Consider the following 17,413-nt stretch of genomic DNA (forward strand, 5'->3'; position numbering starts at 1 on the left):
GCATGCAACACCCGCCGCCCCCGCCACCGCCCGCTACCGGCCTCAAAACACAGTGGCTGGGGCTGCGCCGGCCTTGCGGCGGCGCCCCACCCGGCGTTTGCCGTATTCCTCGATGGCCTCCACCAGCGCCTGCGCAAACTGCTGCACCAGGCCGGACGGGCTTCGGCCTTCGGCGGTCAGCACCTGCAGCCGCCGCTGCTGAAGCTGGGCGTCGTCAAACGGACGTGCGGCCAGCAGGCCTGATTCCACCCAGCGCGCCGCAGTGAGGTAGCTCGCCAGCACCACGTCGTGCCCGCTCAGCAAGGGCAGCAGCGCCGACGAAAAGTTGCTTTCGACCGCCGGCACGCAACGCAGGCCCTGCACCGCACAGCTCAGGTCGAACAGCTGGCGCCCCGTGGTGTTGCCGGCGCCCAGCAAGAGCGGGTAGCGCACCACATCCGCCACGCTCACACTGCGCTGGCGCGCCAGAGGGTGCTGCGCGGGCATGACGGCATAGATGGGTGCGATGGCCGAATGGAGCACCTGCAGCCCCTTCTCCGGCGCCATGCTGTACTTCAGGGCCAGGTCCACCTCACCCCGCACCGCCAGCGCCGACACCTCTTGCGGCACGGCCACCTGCAACTGAAGCTGCACCTGCGGGTGCGCCTGCCGAAAGCCTGCCATCACCAACGGCATGAAGGCTGCGGCAAAGCCTTCCGTGCAGGCCAGGCGCACGCGCAGCGCCTCCTGCGCAGACAGGTCTCGCAGCTGCTCGACCAGCTCCAGCGACTGGGCGTCGTGCGCGCTGGCATGGGCCAGCAGCCGGGTGCCCGCATCGGTCAGGGCCATGCCCCGGGCCTGGCGCTCGAACAGCACCACGCCGAGGCTGTCTTCCAGCTTTGCGAGCTGACGACTCACCGCAGAGGCCGCCACGTGCAGCCGCTGCGCGGCCTGGTTGACGGAACCGGTGCGCGCCACTTCCAGAAAGTAGCGCAGGGGCAGGCTGAGCAATGAAAGGGCCACGAACTCTCCATTCACTTCAAGGCAATGATTGATTGCCAATTCTCTATTCCAAGCAATGGTAAACCAGCATCCATCTTGCATGGCTTGGGGCTCCAATTCACCCATGCCGTGTTGCACCCGTCGGTGCCAAGGCGCTTCCCACCGGAGTCTGCATGAAACACCTTGTTCGAGCCTCGCTGTTGTCCGCTGCCCTGGCCGCCCTCGCCAGCGCCAGCAGCCTTTCTACGGCCCAGACGGCCGCGCCGCCCGAAGCCTGGCCCCAGCGCCCGGTGCGGGTGGTGGTGCCCTTCCCGCCCGGCGGCGGCACCGACGCCGTGGCCCGCGCCCTGGGCCAGAAGCTGTCTGCACGCCTGGGCCAGCCCGTGGTGACCGACAACAAGCCCGGCGCCTCCACCATCATCGGCACCGAGGCCGTGGTGAAGGCCGAGCCCGATGGCCACACCCTGCTGGTGTCAGGCTCCACCAGCTACACCGTGAACGCCGCGCTGCGGCACAAGCTGCCCTATGACCCGCTCAAGGACCTGGCCCCCGTCGCCATCGTGGCGCGCGCGCCGCTGGTGATCGTGGTCAACGCCAACGCGCCTTACAAGGACCTCGCCGCGCTGCTGGCCGCCGCCAAGGCAGCACCCAGAACGATCAACTACGCCACGTTCGGCTCGGGCTCGGCCCCGCACCTCGTCGGTGCGCTGCTGGAGCAAGCGGCCAATGTCCGATTTCAGGACGTGCCCTATCGGGGCAGCGCCCAGGCCATGATGGGACTGATCGGGGGAGAGATTCAGATGGCCATCGACACGGTCGCCAGCGCCGCACCCCACGTGCGGTCGGGCAAATTGCGGGCCCTGGCCATCGCAGGCCACGAGCGGGCTCGCGCCCTGCCCGGCGTCCTCACGGTGGTGGAGCAAAAGCTGCCCGACGCGGCCTTTGATGGCTGGTACGCCATCGCGGCCCCGGCCCGCACACCCACCCCCGTCGTGGACCGGCTGATCCGCGAAGTGGAAGCTGCGATGCGCGACCCCCAGCTGCAGGAACAGATTCGCGCCCAGGGCATGGAGCCCGTCTTCGTCGGTCCGAAGGCAATGCACGCAGCCATGGACAACGAAATCGGCCGCTACCGCGCCCTGGCCCACCGCGCCCAGATCGTGGTGGATTGACGAACACCCCAACAGGACCCGCACCATGACCCGACAACATCTGATCGACAACGTGCACCGCTACTTCGACGGCGGCCAATTTGCCGCCGACCTGCGCCGCCGTGTGGCCTGGCGCACCGAAAGCGACACCGGCAAGGTGCCGCCCGAACTGCGCAGCTACCTCACCGACGAGATGGTGCCCCGGCTCACCCCGCTGGGTTTTGAATGCCAGGTGCTCGACAACCCCTCGCCCCAAGGCGGCCCCTTTTTAGTGGCGCGGCGGGTGGAAGATCCCACCCTGCCCACCGTGCTGACCTACGGCCATGGCGACGTGGTCAACGGGCAAGACAGCCAGTGGCGCGAAGGTCTGTCGCCGTGGGAACTGACCATCGAGGGCGAGCGCTGGTACGGGCGCGGCACGGCCGACAACAAGGGCCAGCACACGGTGAGCCTGGCCGCGCTGGCCCACGCCATCGACGCCCGGGGCGGCCGCCTGGGCTACAACGTGACGCTGCTCATGGAGATGGGTGAGGAAGCAGGCTCGCCCGGCCTGGGCGCCTTTTGCGAAGAGCACTGCGAGGCGCTCAAGGCCGATCTGTTCGTGGCCAGCGATGGCCCCCGCGTGAACGCGGGCCACCCCACCCTCTTCCTGGGCTCGCGCGGCGCGATCAACTTTGCGCTCAGTGTGCGCAGCCGCGACAAGGCCTACCACTCCGGCAACTGGGGGGGCGTGCTGGCCAACCCGGCCACCGTGCTCACGCACGCGCTGGCCACGCTGGTGGACGCGAAGGGCCGCATCCTCGTCAAGGGCCTGCTGCCGCCGGCCGTGCCCGACAAGCTGCGCACCGCGCTGAAGGACGTGGTGATCGGCAATGGTGCCGACGACCCGGCGCTCACCCCCGGCTGGGGCGAGCCGGGCCTCAGCCCCGCTGAGCAGCTGGTGGGCTGGAACACGCTGGAGGTGCTGGCGCTGGGCGCGGGCAATGCGCAGCGGCCGATCAATGCCATCCCCGCGCAGGCCATCGCCCACTGCCAGCTGCGGTTTGTGGTGGGCACGGACTGGCAGAACGTGCAGGCCACGCTGCGCGAGCACCTGGACGCCCATGGGTTCAGCCAGGTGGACATCACCATGGGCATGCAGTGCGGCGCCACGCGGCTCGATCTGCACAACCCCTGGGTGGACTGGACCTTGGCCTCGCTGCACGCCAGCGCTGGCCAGGCCGCCACCTTGCTGCCCAACCTGGCAGGCTCGCTGCCCAACGACATCTTTGCCGACCAGCTGGGTCTGCCCACGCTGTGGGTGCCGCACTCGTACCCCGCCTGCGCCCAGCATGCGCCCAACGAACACCTGCTGGCCCCCGTGGCGCGCGAAGGGCTGGCGGTGATGGCGGGGCTGTTCTGGGACCTGGGCGAGCCGCACGGCGTGCCGTGGCGGGAGGGTCGGGTGGCCGCAGCGGCTTGAATTCGCAGGGCTGAGCGCAATGAAAAAAGGGGCCTTGCGGCCCCTTTTGTGTGCTTGCCCTGGCCGATCACAAAGCCGGGTCGCGCAGCTCCCAGCGGATCGCGTCGATCGCCTGCAGCACTTCGGGTGACAGCGTGGTGCCCCAGGCGTTCAAATCCTCATTTAGCTGTGCCATCGACGTCACGCCGATGATGGTGCTGGCGACCTGCCACTTGGTGTAGCAGAAGGCCAGGGCCATCTGCGTGGGCGTCATGCCGTTGTCGCGGGCCAGCTGGTTGTAGCGGCGCGCAGCGGCCAGTGCTTCGGGGCGGCCCCAGCGCTGCTTGCGCACCGACTCGTAGCGCGCGATGCGGGCCTCTTGCGGGGCGCCCGGGTCGGTCGGCGCATGCTGGTCGTACTTGCCCGTCAGCAGACCAAAGCCCAAAGGCGAGTAGGCCAGCAGCGACACGCCCAGGCGGTGGCAGGTTTCGTCCAGGCCGTTTTCCCAGGTGCGGTTGACGAGGCAATAGGGGTTCTGCACCGTGGCCACGCGTGGCAGGCCATGCTGCTCGGCCAGGCGCACAAATTCGTGAACGCCATAAGGTGTCTCGTTGGACAGGCCGATGTACCGCACCTTGCCCGCCTTCACCAGGCCGGCCAGCGCGTCGAGCTGCTCGCGGATCGGGGTCTGCGAGGTTTCCTTGGCGGGGTCGTAGTACAGGTTGCCGAACGCGGGCACATGGCGCTCGGGCCAGTGGATCTGGTAGAGGTCGATCACATCGGTCTGCAGGCGGCGCAGGCTGCCCTCGCAAGATGCCACGATGTCGGCCGCCGTCATGCCCTTGCCCTCGCGCACCCAGGGCATGCCGCGCGAGGGGCCTGCCACCTTGGTGGCCACCACCAGCTTGCTGCGCGCGCCGGGGTTTTTGGCAAACCAGTTGCCGATGATGGTCTCGGTGGCGCCGAAAGTCTCGGCCCGGGCGGGCACCGAATACATCTCGGCCGTGTCGATGAAGTTCACGCCCCGCGCCAGGGAGCGGTCAAGGATGGCGTGCGAGTCGGCTTCGTTGACCTGCTCGCCGAAAGTCATGGTGCCCAGGCAGATGGGGGTGACGTGCAGGTCGCTCTGGCCGAGGCGGACGGTGTTGTTCATGCGGTGAAGGCTCCAGATGATCGGGGTTGACAAGGCCTGCGGAGGCCGCGGCTGGCGATGGTACAAGCGAATGCCCAAACCTGCCGGGCACCGGACTCTTCGGCGACAGCGGTGCGCGGGCCTGCGCGCGCCTGCGACTTACCATTCGCAGGCTATGTACCAAGCCCTCAAACCTTCGCGCAGCCGCATGCTGCCCATGCGGCACCTGAACTACCACACCCGCCACTGGGGGCCCGACAGCAGCCCCCTGCCCACCCTCGTCCTGCTGCACGGCTGGATGGACGTGGGCGCCTCCTACCAGTTCACCGTGGACGCACTGGCGCAAGAGCGCCGCATCATCGCGCCCGACTGGCGCGGCTTTGGCCTGACCACCGGCGCGCCCGTGGACCACTATGTGTTTGCCGACTACCTTGCGGACCTGGACCTGCTGCTGGACCACTACGCGCCTGGCGAAGCCATCGACCTGGTCGGCCACAGCATGGGCGGCAATGTGGCGATGATGTATGCGGGAGTGCGCCCGGAACGCATCCGCCGCCTGGTGAACCTGGAGGGCTTTGGCCTGCCCGCCACGCGCCCCGCACAGGCCCCGCGCCGGTATGCGCAGTGGATCGACGAGATCAAGCAGCTGCACGCGGGCGGGCTGGAACTCAAGCACTATGACAGCCAAGACGGCGTGGCCCGCAGGTTGATGAAAACCAACCCGCGCCTGTCGGAAGACAAGGCCCAATGGCTGGCGGGCCACTGGGCACGCCCGAATGCGCAAGGCCGGTGGGAAATCCTGGGCGACCCGGCGCACAAGATCACCAGCGCCCAGCTCTACCGCCTGGACGAAGCGCTGGAGCTGTACAAGCGCATCACCGCGCCCGTGCTTTCTGTCGAGGCCAGCGACGACAGCCTGGGCCAATGGTGGAAGGACCGTTACACGCTGGACGAATACCACCAGCGCCTCACCCATGTCGCCCATTGCCGCACGGCGGTGGTGCAAGACGCGGCCCACATGCTGCACCACGACCAGCCGGCGCGGGTGGCCCAGTTGATCGAGACCTTCCTGGATGAAGCGTGAAGCTGCAGCGTGAAGCTTGCAGCAACTAGTTAGCAAAAAATGGCCGCAGCGCTTTATGGATAAGCGCTGACAGCTATCACTTTTGAAGCATCCCTTTACGAAGGGAAGAACGACGTGCCGGGCCTGTCGCGCCGCAGAGCGCATCGCAGGGCTTTGTCCGGGCGGTTTCCCGTCCCATGAGAAAATCGCGGGTTATTCCACAGAACACGCAGGACAAGAATCATGGACGCAGAACGCATCAACCTCATCGGCACCACCCTCGAAGACCTGGCTCAGCGCACCGCTGAGTTACGGAGGTATCTTTGACTTCGATGCCAAGTTCGAACGCCTGCGCACGGTAAACGCATCGCTGGAAGACCCGGCGGTCTGGAACGATCCCAAGAAGGCCCAGGAGCTGGGCAAGGAACAGAAGTCGCTCTCCAGCGTGGTCGTCACGCTCGACAAGCTCACGCGCGAGCTGGCCGACAACACCGAGCTGTACGAGATGAGCAAGGAGGAAGGCGACGAGCCCGGCCTCATGACCATCGAGGCCGAGGCCGCCAAGCTGCGCCCGCTGATCGAAGAGCTGGAGTTCCGCCGCATGTTCAGCAACGAGGCCGATCCGCTGAACTGCTTTGTCGACATCCAGGCCGGTGCCGGCGGCACCGAAGCCTGCGACTGGGCCAGCATGCTGCTGCGCCAATACCTCAAATACGCCGAGCGCAAGGGCTTCAAGGCCACGGTCGAAGAAGAAACGGCGGGGGACGTTGCCGGCATCAAGAGCGCAACCATCAAGATCGAGGGCGAGTATGCCTACGGCCTGCTGCGCACCGAGACCGGTGTGCACCGCCTGGTGCGCAAGAGCCCGTTCGACAGCTCGGGCGGGCGCCACACCTCGTTCGCCTCGCTGTTCGTCTACCCCGAGATCGATGACTCCATCGAGATCAACATCAACCCCGCCGACGTGCGCACCGACACCTACCGCGCATCCGGCGCGGGCGGCCAGCACATCAACAAAACCGACTCGGCCGTGCGCCTGACGCACATTCCCACGGGCATCGTGGTGCAGTGCCAGGACGGCCGCAGCCAGCACAGCAACCGCGACGTGGCCTGGCAGCGCCTGCGCAGCCGCCTGTACGACTTTGAAATGCGCAAGCGCATGGAAGAGCAGCAGAAGCTGGAGGACACCAAGACCGACGTGGGCTGGGGCCACCAGATCCGTTCGTACGTGCTGGACAACAGCCGCATCAAGGACCTGCGCACCAACGTCGAAATCTCGGCCACGCAGAAGGTTTTGGATGGCGACCTGGACGCGTTCATCGAAGCATCGCTCAAGCAGGGCGTGTAAGCGATGACCGTGCGCACCGAGGCCATCATCTTCGACATGGATGGCACCATGATCCACTCCATGCCCTGGCACGCCCAGGCATGGGTCGAGTTTGCGCGCCGCCGGGGCATGGACATCGACGTGCCCGACCTGATGGCCCGCACCACGGGCAAGAACGGCACCGAGTGCATCGTGGAGCTTCTGGGTCGCGCCGTGTCGCAGGACGAGGCCGACGCGCTGACGCACGAGAAGGAAACCATCTACCGCGAACTGTTCGCGCCACGCTTTGCCGAGGTGGCAGGTTTTCGGCAGTTTGCAGAGCAGGTGCACGCACGTGGGCTGAAGGTGGCGGTGGGCACGGCGGGCGACATCGGCAATGTGGAGTTCGCCCTGGGCCACCTCAAGCTCACGCCGGCGCCGCTGGCCATCGTGCGCGGCGACGAGGGCCTGCCCGGCAAGCCGCAGCCCGCCATCTTTTTGGAAGCCGCACGCCGCATCGGGGCCGACCCGGCACACTGCATCGTCTTTGAAGACGCCCCTTTCGGCATCGAAGCCGCGCGCCGCGCCGGCATGCGCGCCGTGGCCATCTGCAGCACCCACACACCCGAGCAACTGGCCGGGCCCCATGTGCTGGCCGCCGTGCGCGACTACACCGAACTCATGAACACCGACTTTCTGGAGAGCATCCATGTTGCAGCAACTGCATAGTGCAGACGGAAGTGCGGACGGCGCAGGCCAGACCATCGCCATCCGCCGCGAGGACTACACCGCACCCGCCTACTGGATCGACAGCGTCGAACTCACCTTTGACCTGGACCCCAACAAGACCCGCGTGCTCAACCGCATGCTGCTGCGCCGCAACCCTGACGTGGCCGCGCAGCCACTCAAGCTCGATGGCGACGAGCTGAACCTGGCGCGCGTGCTGGTCAATGGCCAGGGCACCTCGTTCAAGATGGAAGGCGCCCGCCTGGTGCTGGAGAACCTGCCCGAAGGCAATGACCCCTTTGCGCTGGAGATCTTCACCACCTGCTGCCCGGCCAAGAACACGCAGCTCATGGGCCTGTACGTGAGCCAGGGCACGTTCTTCACGCAGTGCGAGGCCGAGGGCTTCCGCCGCATCACCTACTTCCTGGACCGCCCTGACGTGATGGCCAGCTACACCGTCACGCTGCGCGCCGACAAGGCCCAGTACCCGGTGCTGCTCAGCAACGGCAATCTGGTGGACAGTGGCGACCTGGAAGACGGCCCCAATGGCGCCCGGCATTTCGCCAAGTGGGTGGACCCGCACAAGAAACCCTGCTACCTGTTCGCCCTGGTGGCAGGCAAGCTGGTGGCACGCGAGCAACGCATCAAGAGCCGCTCGGGCAGCGACCACCTGCTGCAGGTCTACGTGCGACCCGGCGACCTGGGCAAGACCGAACACGCGATGAACTCGCTGATGTACAGCGTGGCCTGGGACGAGGCGCGCTTCGGCCTGCCGCTGGACCTGGAGCGCTTCATGATCGTCGCCACCAGCGACTTCAATATGGGCGCGATGGAGAACAAGGGCCTGAACATCTTCAACACGAAGTACGTTCTGGCCAGTGAAGCCACGGCCACCGACACCGACTTCGCCAACATCGAAAGCGTGGTCGGCCACGAGTACTTTCACAACTGGACCGGCAACCGCGTGACCTGCCGCGACTGGTTCCAGCTGAGCCTGAAGGAAGGCCTCACGGTCTTTCGCGATCAGGAGTTCAGCCAGGACCTGGCGGGCAGCCCGTCGGCCCGTGCCGTCAAGCGCATCGAGGACGTGCGGGTGCTGCGCACCGCCCAGTTCCCCGAAGACGCGGGCCCCATGGCCCACCCGGTGCGGCCCGACAGCTATGTCGAGATCAACAACTTCTACACCGTCACCATCTACGAAAAGGGTGCGGAGGTGGTGCGCATGCAGCACAACCTGGTGGGCCGCGACGGTTTTGCCAAGGGCATGAAGCTGTACTTCGAACGCCACGACGGCCAGGCCGTGACCTGCGACGATTTCGTGCAGGCCATTGCCGATGCCAACCCGGCCAGCCCGCTCACGCAGCATCTCGCGCAATTCAAGCGCTGGTACAGCCAGGCGGGCACGCCACGCGTGCGCGCCACCGGTCGATACGACGCCGCGACCCGGTGCTATGCGCTCACGCTGTCGCAGAGCTGCGCCCCCACGCCCGGTCAGGGCGAGAAGCTGCCCTTCGTCATTCCGGTAGAGCTGGGCTTGATCGACGCACGCACTGGCGCTGCCCTGCCGCTGAATGTGTCCGGCGAAGGCTCGGACGACGCCAGCGCCCCCACCTCGCGCGTGGTCGTGCTCACCGAGGCATCCCAGACGCTGACTTTCACCCATCTGGATGCCGAGCCGGTGCCATCACTGCTGCGCGGTTTCAGCGCCCCCGTGGTGCTGGACATCGACTACACCGACGCGCAACTGCTGACCCTGCTGGCCCACGATGCCGACGCCTTCAACCGGTGGGAAGCCGGCCAGCGCCTGGCCCTGCGGTTTGCTACCAATGCAATAGCAAACAACTCTTTACAGACAAGCGGTAACGGCAGATTTGACCATCAAATTCTGCCCCCGGAGTTTGTGGATGCCATGCGGGCCGTGCTGCAGAGCCCGCAACTCGATGCAGCCTTCAAGGAGCTGGTGCTCACGCTGCCGTCTGAAACCTACATCGCCGAGCAGATGGACGTGGTGGACCCCCAGCGCATCCACGCCGTGCGCGAAGCCATGCGCGAACAGATGGCCATCCAGCTGCAGTCCGACTGGGAGGCGACCTGGGCCCAGAACCAGGACACCGGCGGCTACAGCCCCGACCCCGTCTCCTCGGGGCGCCGTGCGCTCAGCGGCCTGGCGCTGCACATGCTGTGCATTGCGGCCCAGCGAACCGGCGATGCCGTCTGGCCCGGCAAGGCGTACCAGCGATTCAAGGTCGCAGGCAACATGACCGACCGCTTCAATGCGCTCACCGCGCTGGTCGCCAGCGGCAGCGACCTGGCTGCGCCCGCCCTCGCTCGCTTTCACGCACTGTTCAAGGACGAGCCCCTGGTCATCGACAAGTGGTTTGCACTGCAGGCCGGTGCACCAGACCGCGGCGGCAACGTGCTGCCCGCCGTGCGCCAGCTTATGTCGCACCCGGACTTCAGCCTCAAGAACCCCAACCGCGCGCGCAGCGTGATCTTCAGCTATTGCAGCGCCAACCCCGGGGCATTCCACCGCACCGACGCAGCCGGCTACGTGTTCTGGAGCGACCGCGTGATCGAACTCGACGCCATCAATCCCCAGGTGGCGGCCCGCCTGGCGCGCGCGCTCGACCGCTGGAAAAAGCTGGCCGAGCCCTGGCGCACCTCCGCCCGCGAAGCGATTGCCCGGGTCGCCGCCCGCTCGACCCTGTCCAACGACGTGCGCGAGGTGGTTACCCGCGCGCTGGCCGACTGATTTTGAAGAAAGAGACAACCCATGACGAAGCGCATCAGCTTGACCCGCTACCTCGTTGAACAGCAACGGGTGGACGGCCTCATCCCCTCGCAATTGCGCCTGCTGCTTGAAGTGGTGGCGCGCGCCTGCAAAAGCATCAGCCACGCGGTGAACAAAGGCGCGCTGGGCGGCGTGCTGGGCGCAGCCGGCAGCGAAAACGTGCAGGGCGAGATCCAGAAAAAGCTGGACATCATCGCCAACGAGGTGCTCATCGAAGCCAACGAATGGGGCGGTCATCTGGCGGCCATGGCATCCGAAGAAATGGACGGCATCTACCTGGTGCCCAACCGCTACCCGCAAGGCGAATACCTGCTGCTGTTTGATCCCCTGGATGGCTCCAGCAACATCGACGTGAACGTGAGCATCGGCACCATCTTCAGCGTGCTCAAGAAGCCCGACGACGACCGCGGCGTGGAGGCTGGCGACTTTTTGCAGCCCGGCACGGCGCAGGTGGCTGCGGGCTATTGCATCTATGGCCCGCAAACCACGCTGGTGCTCACCGTGGGTGATGGCGTGGCCATGTTTACCCTCGACCGCGAGCAAGGCTCCTTCGTGCTGACCGAAGAGAACGTGCGCATCCCCGAGGACACCAAGGAATTCGCGATCAACATGAGCAACATGCGGCACTGGGACGAGCCCGTGAAGCGCTACATCGACGAATGCCTGCAAGGCCAGGAAGGCCCGCGCGGCAAGGACTTCAACATGCGCTGGATTGCCAGCATGGTGGCCGACGTGCACCGCATCCTCACGCGTGGCGGCATCTTCATGTACCCCTGGGACAAGCGCGAACCCCACAAGCCCGGCAAACTGCGCCTGATGTACGAAGCCAACCCCATGGGCTGGCTGGTAGAACAGGCCGGCGGAGCCGCCACCAACGGCAAGCAGCGCATCCTCGACATCCAGCCCACCCAGTTGCACGAACGCGTGAGCGTTATCCTGGGTTCGAAAAATGAAGTCGAACGCGTAACCAGCTACCATTCCGCGCTATAATGCGAGGCTAAGCCGGTGTAGCTCAGTCGGTAGAGCAGCTCATTCGTAATGAGAAGGTCGGGTGTTCGATTCATCTCTCCGGCACCAATAAAAGCCGCTGTTTCCCAGGGAACAGCGGCTTTTTCCTTTGGTGCGCTGTAGCTATTTCGTAACCGCAAACAAATTATCAAGGCGAGAGGCTGCGATCTGCAAGCCCTCCGGCGCCACGTGCGCATAGCGCTCCACCATTTCCAGTGTCTTCCAACCACCCAGACGCTGAAGTTCATGGGTTGGCGTTCCGGCCTGCCGGTGCCATGTGGCGAAGGTGTGCCGCAGGTCATGCCACCGGAAATCTTCGATCCCCGCACGCTTGAGCGCTGCCCGCCATGCCTTGGTGTTGACCTGCACGATTGGATTGCCTTCGTAGGTGAAAACATGCGTCAGGTGATCGCCCTGGCGCTTTTGCAGCACCTGCATAGCGGCCTCATTCAGCGGCACCGCATGCGCCTTGCCGTTCTTGTGGTCTTCGGCCGCAACCCATAGGTGCCGCCGCTCCAAGCTGATCTGGCGCCACTGCAACTTCGTCACGTTGCTTTGTCGCAAGCCTGTCGCCACCGAAAAAACAGCCATATCCCGCAGGTGCTCGGGCAACTGTTCCAACAGCCGCGCAAACTCCTCTTTCGTCAGTGCACGGATGCGCCCGCCCTTGTCACGCAGCATCCCCACCTTGGGGACACGATCGAGCCATTCCCAGTCGTTACAGGCCTTGCGCAAGATGGCTCGCACCAGGGCCATGTAGCGGTTCACCGTCGCAGGTGCCACGCCCTTGGAACGCTTGGCCTTCACCTCATCCAGCAACGCCCGGTTGATCTCGTCCAGGGCTTTCCCCCCTAGATACGGGTGGAACCAGCGCAGCATGGACTTGTCCCAGGCCTGCGTGCGCTTGTGCGTTGTCTCGGACAGGAAGCGTTCGGCGGCTTCGTCCCAGGTTTTGCGAGGCTTGACCCCCAATTGATCCTGCTCCCAGCGTTCCGTTTTAAGCTTGTCGTGCAGCTTCTGCGCTTGCCGCTTGTTGGCTGTCCCCGTGCTTTGGTAGAACGGCTTCAGCTCGCCTTTGATCGCGGGCAGCTTGACCCACCAAAAGCCGGAATCCTTGCGTTTGTAGAGGGTCATGCGGCACCCCCTCTCAACTCCCAATCCAGCATGGCCGGATCGTTCTTCACGTGGTAGCTGTAGGGATCAATGCGTGCAGGAATGCCAGGGCGCAAGAGCTTGTCAACGACCGCCGCATAGTCGCCTTGCATCACTTGCATCATGAGGTTGACCAGCTTTCCGCAATGCTGCTTGGCATTCTCGACCGCAGCATCAAATGCGATTTGCGCGGCGTTCGTCACCGTTCTGATAACTGACTGCTCTTCGCTCAGGAACGACAGGCAAGGGTAAGCGCCAGCAAGATAGTGGCCAGGACGAGTAAGGATGTCATAGGGAATAAAACGATCTTCTGCACGCCATTCGACTTCCATGCGCGTCCAGGGGCTGGAAGCGTCGCCAAGCTGCTTGCCCTTTTCGTAGATGCGGGCGTATTTGCCGCTGGCACGGTTGCCGATTCCGAGGGTTCGCCCCTTAGTTGAAGACTCACCCTCTAGCCAATCGCCATAGCACGTATGGATAGGCTTTCGCCCACCTGCGTTGAACCCTCCAACCCGGTACTGTTCGATGGCCCATGCGATGGATACGAGCCTGCCCGCAAAGTCGTCATAGGCCAAATCAGCCCGCTTGATGGTGGCCCGGTGTCGCTCCAGCCACAAGGCCAAATCAGCCCATCGCGTGACCATTGAGCAGCCCTTACCCATCAGGCTGAAATACACCCTGCCCCGCTGGCTTTCACCGCCCCAAGCGACGATTCCCGCGCCATCGCCAAAGCGTGCCGAGAAGCGAAAACCAAAGAGGCCGCGACGGTGCTGCAGGTCGGTGATTTCGAGGAACTGCGACATTTCGCGCATCACCCAGTCATAGGATTTTTCATCGGGTGGCACGATGGAAAAAGCAAAGGCATCAACCAGGGCAACGCCCTCGCGCACGGGCTGCACAATCTCCAGATGCCGCAAGACTTCGACGCCATGAGGACGCGAAAACACCTCAACCGGTTCCCCTGTTTCAGGGTCCCGGGTTGAACCAGCAAACGCCGGTATCGAAGGCTTCTTTCTCCCCGTGGTTACTACACGGGGATCAAAAGACGGCTCGGCGGCTTCAGCCCTGCGCGCCTGCGGTGCTCGGGCCGAAGCCGCCGAGCAGGGCAAACCAGCAGCACCACCCAATGATTCAGAAAAACCCATAACGAACTCCGTGTATGAGTTCGCCACAGCAATGCAGCAGCGAACCCGATTGAAGGATTCGCAACAGCATCGTTGGTAGGGTATGCCGGTTATCTGTCGTAGGAGGCCCGAGCGAATGGGCCGCGTCTTCTACGTCCGGTACATAGCGCGTGTTTCGTGTGAAAAATCCGAGCGCCAGCGTTAGTTGCCCCTGGATGCTACCGCGAACATCTCACTTAGCGCAACTGAACCCAATTCTCCGAAGGATCGTCTAGCGATATGTCATCAGGGGACCGGAACGAGTAATGGATCTTCCCCGTCACATCGTCAAAGCGCACCAGCACGCGCAAATCTTCGCCAATGATGTGCATCAGTCCGCGTTCGGCCGCAATGCGCAAGCCTTCATCCAGCAAGCGCGCTTTGAGGTCTTTAGGCAGGTAGCGCGACTTCACGCACGTGCTCCCACGACCGCGGCCAAGTCTCCAGGGGGTTGCACCCCCTCCTTACGCTGCGCTCCAGCCCCCGAGGTGGCTGCGCCCCCTCCACTACGTGGCCCCTCCCCTGCTTGCCAGTCATCAACAGCGCGCACAGCCAGCTTTGCGAGGCCTCCAGCCAAGCCCATATTCCACAGCCAGCCCTGCACAATCCGCGCTTCATCCGAGGCATCTGTCATGGCAATACGCAACAGCAAGGCGGCGCTTTCAGAGAGCATTTCCGCAGACTCTGCAAGATCAAATTTAGACACCTTCGCTTGAGCCTCCGACCAAAGCGCTTGGCCCGCAACAAAGTCGCGATTCGCTGAGTTTGCCGAAAGACTTTGTATGCTGGGTGCATGCGATTGGGCCTCTTTGGCGGGCTTCGTTCGGTATCCACAAACGCAATCTGCATGCGGAAATCCGGCCCGCTGATCGAAAACGTCTGCGGATTGCAGCGCCTTGCCACAGGATGGGCAAGCCGGAAAATTCATTGGATTCATGCGTAACTCCTACGTAGTCAATAAACCACGGTCAGAGCCACAGCCCCCTATGGACGGAGCCTAAAAATCGTCCCGTTTGGCCTTCGTAATGAGAAGGTCGGGTGTTCGATTCATCTCTCCGGCACCAAATGAAAAGCCCCTGATTCGCAAGAGTCAGGGGCTTTTTTGCTTGCCATCGAGCACGCACAAGTTCAATGGCAACCATTGCGAGGAGCCTTCGCGTCTCTTGTTTCTTGGCGACGTTGCAACTATCGGGCAGACTCAGCACAGCATTCCGGCAGACATGCGGACGGACAGTCTTCACGGGCGCCACCACCACAAGCACCAGGCTACTTCAACACCATGAACACAGAGCGCAGAACACCCGTCGATCGTCGCAGTGGGAAAGACCGCCGCCAACGGGAACAGGGCCCACCAACGGTGTTTGAACGGCGCCGAGCCATCGAGGCCCGTCAGCCTGAAATGGTGGAGGTGCAGGTGACCGAAGAAGAATTGAGGGCCATGGGTTTCGGCTCACACGAACAGGCGTCCACACGTGATACCTCTGGCACGCAGGGGAACGCCAACATTCTCAGCACCTGACATGGCAGATCCAGCCAACCACTGAACCGGGCGCGTCGCGCGCCATGGTCGTGGCGAAGGCAAGCGGTACCTTGAGCTGCATTCACCCTCGCAATCGGGATAGGGGACAGTCATTGTAGACTGCGCCCCTCCCACACCACCCGGCATGCGGATCCGCACCGGGCGGTTCGAGAGTTTGAGGTCATGAGAGTCTGGGCAGCCCCAGCCGATCGAAGTGCGCGATGGTCAGCACGCTGTTGAGCAGCTTGGCGCTGTTGCGCCACCAGCGTCGGCCATTGACCGACACCTGCCGCGCAACGTCATGCGTGGCCCCCAGCGAGCGCAGTTCGCGATAGATCGCTGCCCCGCGCTTCCAGTGCTTGAGCTGTAGAGCGCGCAACCGGTGGCGCAGCCATTCGTCCAGCTCGCGCCAGACTCGGGGCGTTTGCGCCAGCCCGAAGTACGCCTTCCAGCCCAGCAGGTAGGCCCTGAGCTTATCGACCACTTGGCTCATGCTGCGCCCGAGCGAACGGCGCGTGAGCTGCCGGATGCGGGCCTTGAAGTCGTTCAGCGCCTTCAAGGCCACCTTGCATTTCACTTCCCGCCCCTTTGCTACCCACAGGCCATAGCCCAGGAATTTGCGCCCGAAGACGCTGCCTACGGCGCTTTTGGCCTCATTGATCTGAAGCTTCAACTTGCCGTACAGCTTTCTGAGCCATGCCATGACTCGCTGGCCTGCTTTCTTGCTGCCCACGTAGACGTTACAGTCGTCGGCGTAGCGCGCAAAGCTGTAGCCTCGCGCCTCCAACGCCTTGTCCACTTCGTCGAGCAGCACGTTGGCCAGCAGCGGGCTCAGCGGCCCGCCTTGCGGTGTGCCCTGGCCCCGTTCGATCACTACCCCGCCATCCATGATCCCGGCATTCAGGTACGCCCGGATGAGCCGCAATACGGCTTTGTCCGGGATGCGCCTTTGCAGCCGCTCCATCAGTATGTCGTGGTTCACCCGGTCGAAGAATTTCGATAGGTCAACGTCCACCACCACGCGCTTGCCCGATTGGACGAAGCCCCGAGCGGCTTTCACCGCGTCGTGCGCTCGTCTGCCCGGTCTGAATCCGTAGCTGTGTTCGCTAAAGGTGGGATCGATCAGCGGTTGCAGCACTTGCAGCAGTGCTTGCTGGATGAGTCTATCGAGCACCGTCGGAATGCCCAACTCGCGTTGGCTCCCATCGGACTTGGGGATCATCACCTTGCGTACCGGGTTTGGCCGGTACTGGCCCGCAAGCAATTGAGCACGGATTTGCGGCCAACTCGTTCGCAGCAGTTGCCCGGTTTGCTGGATGTCCAGCCCATCCACGCCTGCCGCTCCCTTGTTGGTTTTGACCCGTCTCCACGCTGCTTGCAGATTCTCTCTCGTCAGCGCCGCTTCCAGCAGGCCACCTGTGCCCGCCTTCGGCTTTGCCGACCCTGTGTCCTGGTGTTCACGGGGCGGGCCTCTGGCTTCGTCGCTGGCTGGCTCGCGCACGGCTTCACCGTGCGCTGCACCCACCCGCCCGGATGGCTCCGGCATCTGACGCACGGCCTTTGGCATCCTCGTATCCTCGGTCACTTGCTCTCGTTCGGCCCTTCGCATTCACCTTGTGGCCTCATCAGCCCCAGCTCCAGCTACTACGGCCTCTGCTGACTTCTCGCTCCAGCAGCGCTGTCGCCCTTTCAGGCACAAGGCGAGATCTCCCCAGGTAAGAGTCGCACTCCTTCATCGCACAACCGCCGCATCTACGCCACCTCGCCTTGGTCACGAGAGCTTCGTGGTTTTGCGCCCACTTGCCCTGCTTGGCAGCGCCTTCTATGCGGTTCTTGTTCATCGGCTCGCGATTTACGCTCCACGCTTCCTCCCCACATTCGGTCGCCCTCATGCAGTTGCGCTTCGCTTCGTTCGTTGTGACCAACTTACGACGGGACTTGCACCCGTAGGAGTGCGCCCATGCTGGGCGCACGCAAAGA

The 17,413-nt window shown here is 64.2% G+C and carries 15 protein-coding genes and 1 tRNA gene; 9 read left to right on the forward strand and 7 right to left on the reverse strand.

What is annotated here, in order from left to right:
• Positions 1–42 precede the first annotated feature (42 nt).
• On the reverse strand, positions 43–1,002 hold the full coding sequence (locus tag ACOQFS_RS05930) for a LysR family transcriptional regulator (RefSeq protein ID WP_421561975.1): 960 nt from the start codon (positions 1,000–1,002) through the stop codon (positions 43–45).
• A gap of 152 nt (positions 1,003–1,154) precedes the next feature.
• On the opposite strand from ACOQFS_RS05930, the gene ACOQFS_RS05935 reads away from it, so the two are divergent.
• Together ACOQFS_RS05935 and ACOQFS_RS05940 are read left to right on the forward strand one after the other, a co-directional pair.
• On the forward strand, positions 1,155–2,153 hold the full coding sequence (locus ACOQFS_RS05935; protein ID WP_421561976.1) for a Bug family tripartite tricarboxylate transporter substrate binding protein: 999 nt from the start codon (positions 1,155–1,157) through the stop codon (positions 2,151–2,153).
• Between the two features lie 25 nt (positions 2,154–2,178).
• Positions 2,179–3,594, forward strand: coding sequence for a M20 family metallopeptidase (locus ACOQFS_RS05940; RefSeq protein WP_421561977.1), 1,416 nt, complete (start codon positions 2,179–2,181; stop codon positions 3,592–3,594).
• Between the two features lie 67 nt (positions 3,595–3,661).
• Here ACOQFS_RS05940 and ACOQFS_RS05945 read toward each other — a convergent pair whose 3' ends face one another.
• Entirely contained in the window at positions 3,662–4,726 is a 1,065-nt protein-coding gene (locus ACOQFS_RS05945) for an aldo/keto reductase (RefSeq protein ID WP_421561978.1), read from the reverse strand.
• 154 nt (positions 4,727–4,880) lie between these two features.
• On the opposite strand from ACOQFS_RS05945, the gene ACOQFS_RS05950 reads away from it, so the two are divergent.
• From ACOQFS_RS05950 to ACOQFS_RS05975, 6 genes are all read left to right on the forward strand, one after another.
• The gene (locus tag ACOQFS_RS05950; protein WP_421561979.1) at positions 4,881–5,789 is read left to right on the forward strand and encodes an alpha/beta fold hydrolase; all 909 of its coding nucleotides are present in this window, start codon (positions 4,881–4,883) and stop codon (positions 5,787–5,789) included.
• Positions 5,790–6,011: 222 nt separating this feature from the next.
• Positions 6,012–7,116, forward strand: a protein-coding gene (gene prfB / locus ACOQFS_RS05955) for a peptide chain release factor 2 (RefSeq protein WP_421561980.1) whose coding sequence is annotated in 2 segments (ribosomal slippage) — positions 6,012–6,092 and positions 6,094–7,116 — 1,104 coding nt in all. Because the reading frame shifts where the segments join, the coding sequence is not laid out codon by codon here.
• 3 nt (positions 7,117–7,119) lie between these two features.
• The gene (locus tag ACOQFS_RS05960; RefSeq protein ID WP_421561981.1) at positions 7,120–7,803 is read left to right on the forward strand and encodes an HAD family hydrolase; all 684 of its coding nucleotides are present in this window, start codon (positions 7,120–7,122) and stop codon (positions 7,801–7,803) included.
• Entirely contained in the window at positions 7,784–10,552 is a 2,769-nt protein-coding gene (gene pepN, locus ACOQFS_RS05965) for an aminopeptidase N (protein WP_421561982.1), read from the forward strand. The genes ACOQFS_RS05960 and pepN overlap by 20 nt, the downstream gene beginning before the upstream one ends.
• 21 nt (positions 10,553–10,573) lie before the next feature.
• Positions 10,574–11,581 (forward strand): class 1 fructose-bisphosphatase, encoded by a 1,008-nt coding sequence (locus tag ACOQFS_RS05970; RefSeq protein ID WP_421561983.1) that lies wholly within the window; start codon positions 10,574–10,576, stop codon positions 11,579–11,581.
• An 11-nt stretch (positions 11,582–11,592) separates the two neighbouring features.
• Positions 11,593–11,668, forward strand: a tRNA-Thr gene (locus tag ACOQFS_RS05975).
• A gap of 54 nt (positions 11,669–11,722) precedes the next feature.
• Here ACOQFS_RS05975 and ACOQFS_RS05980 read toward each other — a convergent pair.
• The 4 genes from ACOQFS_RS05980 to ACOQFS_RS05995 all read right to left on the reverse strand — a co-directional run bounded on the left by ACOQFS_RS05980 (position 11,723) and on the right by ACOQFS_RS05995 (position 14,851).
• Positions 11,723–12,733: a tyrosine-type recombinase/integrase gene (locus ACOQFS_RS05980; RefSeq protein ID WP_421561984.1), complete on the reverse strand. Its 1,011-nt coding sequence runs from the start codon at positions 12,731–12,733 to the stop codon at positions 11,723–11,725.
• Entirely contained in the window at positions 12,730–13,896 is a 1,167-nt protein-coding gene (locus ACOQFS_RS05985; RefSeq protein ID WP_421561985.1) for a replication initiation factor domain-containing protein, read from the reverse strand. The genes ACOQFS_RS05980 and ACOQFS_RS05985 overlap by 4 nt, the downstream gene beginning before the upstream one ends.
• Positions 13,897–14,111: 215 nt before the next feature.
• Complete coding sequence (locus ACOQFS_RS05990) at positions 14,112–14,327, reverse strand: hypothetical protein (protein ID WP_421561986.1); 216 nt, start codon at positions 14,325–14,327, stop codon at positions 14,112–14,114.
• On the reverse strand, positions 14,324–14,851 hold the full coding sequence (locus ACOQFS_RS05995) for a hypothetical protein (RefSeq protein WP_421561987.1): 528 nt from the start codon (positions 14,849–14,851) through the stop codon (positions 14,324–14,326). The genes ACOQFS_RS05990 and ACOQFS_RS05995 overlap by 4 nt, the downstream gene beginning before the upstream one ends.
• A gap of 342 nt (positions 14,852–15,193) precedes the next feature.
• Between ACOQFS_RS05995 and ACOQFS_RS06000 the strand changes: the two genes are divergently transcribed.
• A complete protein-coding gene (locus ACOQFS_RS06000; protein ID WP_421561988.1) occupies positions 15,194–15,433 on the forward strand; it encodes a hypothetical protein in 240 nt (79 codons plus the stop codon).
• Positions 15,434–15,614: 181 nt separating this feature from the next.
• On the opposite strand, the gene ltrA is transcribed toward ACOQFS_RS06000, so the two are convergent.
• Entirely contained in the window at positions 15,615–17,000 is a 1,386-nt protein-coding gene (ltrA, locus tag ACOQFS_RS06005) for a group II intron reverse transcriptase/maturase (RefSeq protein ID WP_103739138.1), read from the reverse strand.
• Positions 17,001–17,413: the final 413 nt, after the last annotated feature.

The organism is Paracidovorax sp. MALMAid1276 (genome assembly GCF_049198005.1).
Classification (GTDB): Bacteria; Pseudomonadota; Gammaproteobacteria; order Burkholderiales; family Burkholderiaceae_C; genus Acidovorax.

Bases quoted from the DNA above. Each gene is read 5' to 3' on its own strand.
- ACOQFS_RS05945 (WP_421561978.1), bottom strand. From the start codon at position 4,726: ATGAACAACACCGTCCGCCTCGGCCAGAGCGACCTGCACGTCACCCCC.
- ACOQFS_RS05950 (WP_421561979.1), top strand. From the start codon at position 4,881: ATGTACCAAGCCCTCAAACCTTCGCGCAGCCGCATGCTGCCCATGCGG.
- ACOQFS_RS05960 (WP_421561981.1), top strand. From the start codon at position 7,120: ATGACCGTGCGCACCGAGGCCATCATCTTCGACATGGATGGCACCATG.
- ACOQFS_RS06000 (WP_421561988.1), top strand. From the start codon at position 15,194: ATGAACACAGAGCGCAGAACACCCGTCGATCGTCGCAGTGGGAAAGAC.
- ACOQFS_RS05995 (WP_421561987.1), bottom strand. From the start codon at position 14,851: ATGAATCCAATGAATTTTCCGGCTTGCCCATCCTGTGGCAAGGCGCTG.
- ACOQFS_RS05970 (WP_421561983.1), top strand. From the start codon at position 10,574: ATGACGAAGCGCATCAGCTTGACCCGCTACCTCGTTGAACAGCAACGG.
- ACOQFS_RS05980 (WP_421561984.1), bottom strand. From the start codon at position 12,733: ATGACCCTCTACAAACGCAAGGATTCCGGCTTTTGGTGGGTCAAGCTG.
- ACOQFS_RS05935 (WP_421561976.1), top strand. From the start codon at position 1,155: ATGAAACACCTTGTTCGAGCCTCGCTGTTGTCCGCTGCCCTGGCCGCC.
- ACOQFS_RS05940 (WP_421561977.1), top strand. From the start codon at position 2,179: ATGACCCGACAACATCTGATCGACAACGTGCACCGCTACTTCGACGGC.
- ltrA (WP_103739138.1), bottom strand. From the start codon at position 17,000: ATGCCAAAGGCCGTGCGTCAGATGCCGGAGCCATCCGGGCGGGTGGGT.
- ACOQFS_RS05985 (WP_421561985.1), bottom strand. From the start codon at position 13,896: ATGGGTTTTTCTGAATCATTGGGTGGTGCTGCTGGTTTGCCCTGCTCG.
- pepN (WP_421561982.1), top strand. From the start codon at position 7,784: ATGTTGCAGCAACTGCATAGTGCAGACGGAAGTGCGGACGGCGCAGGC.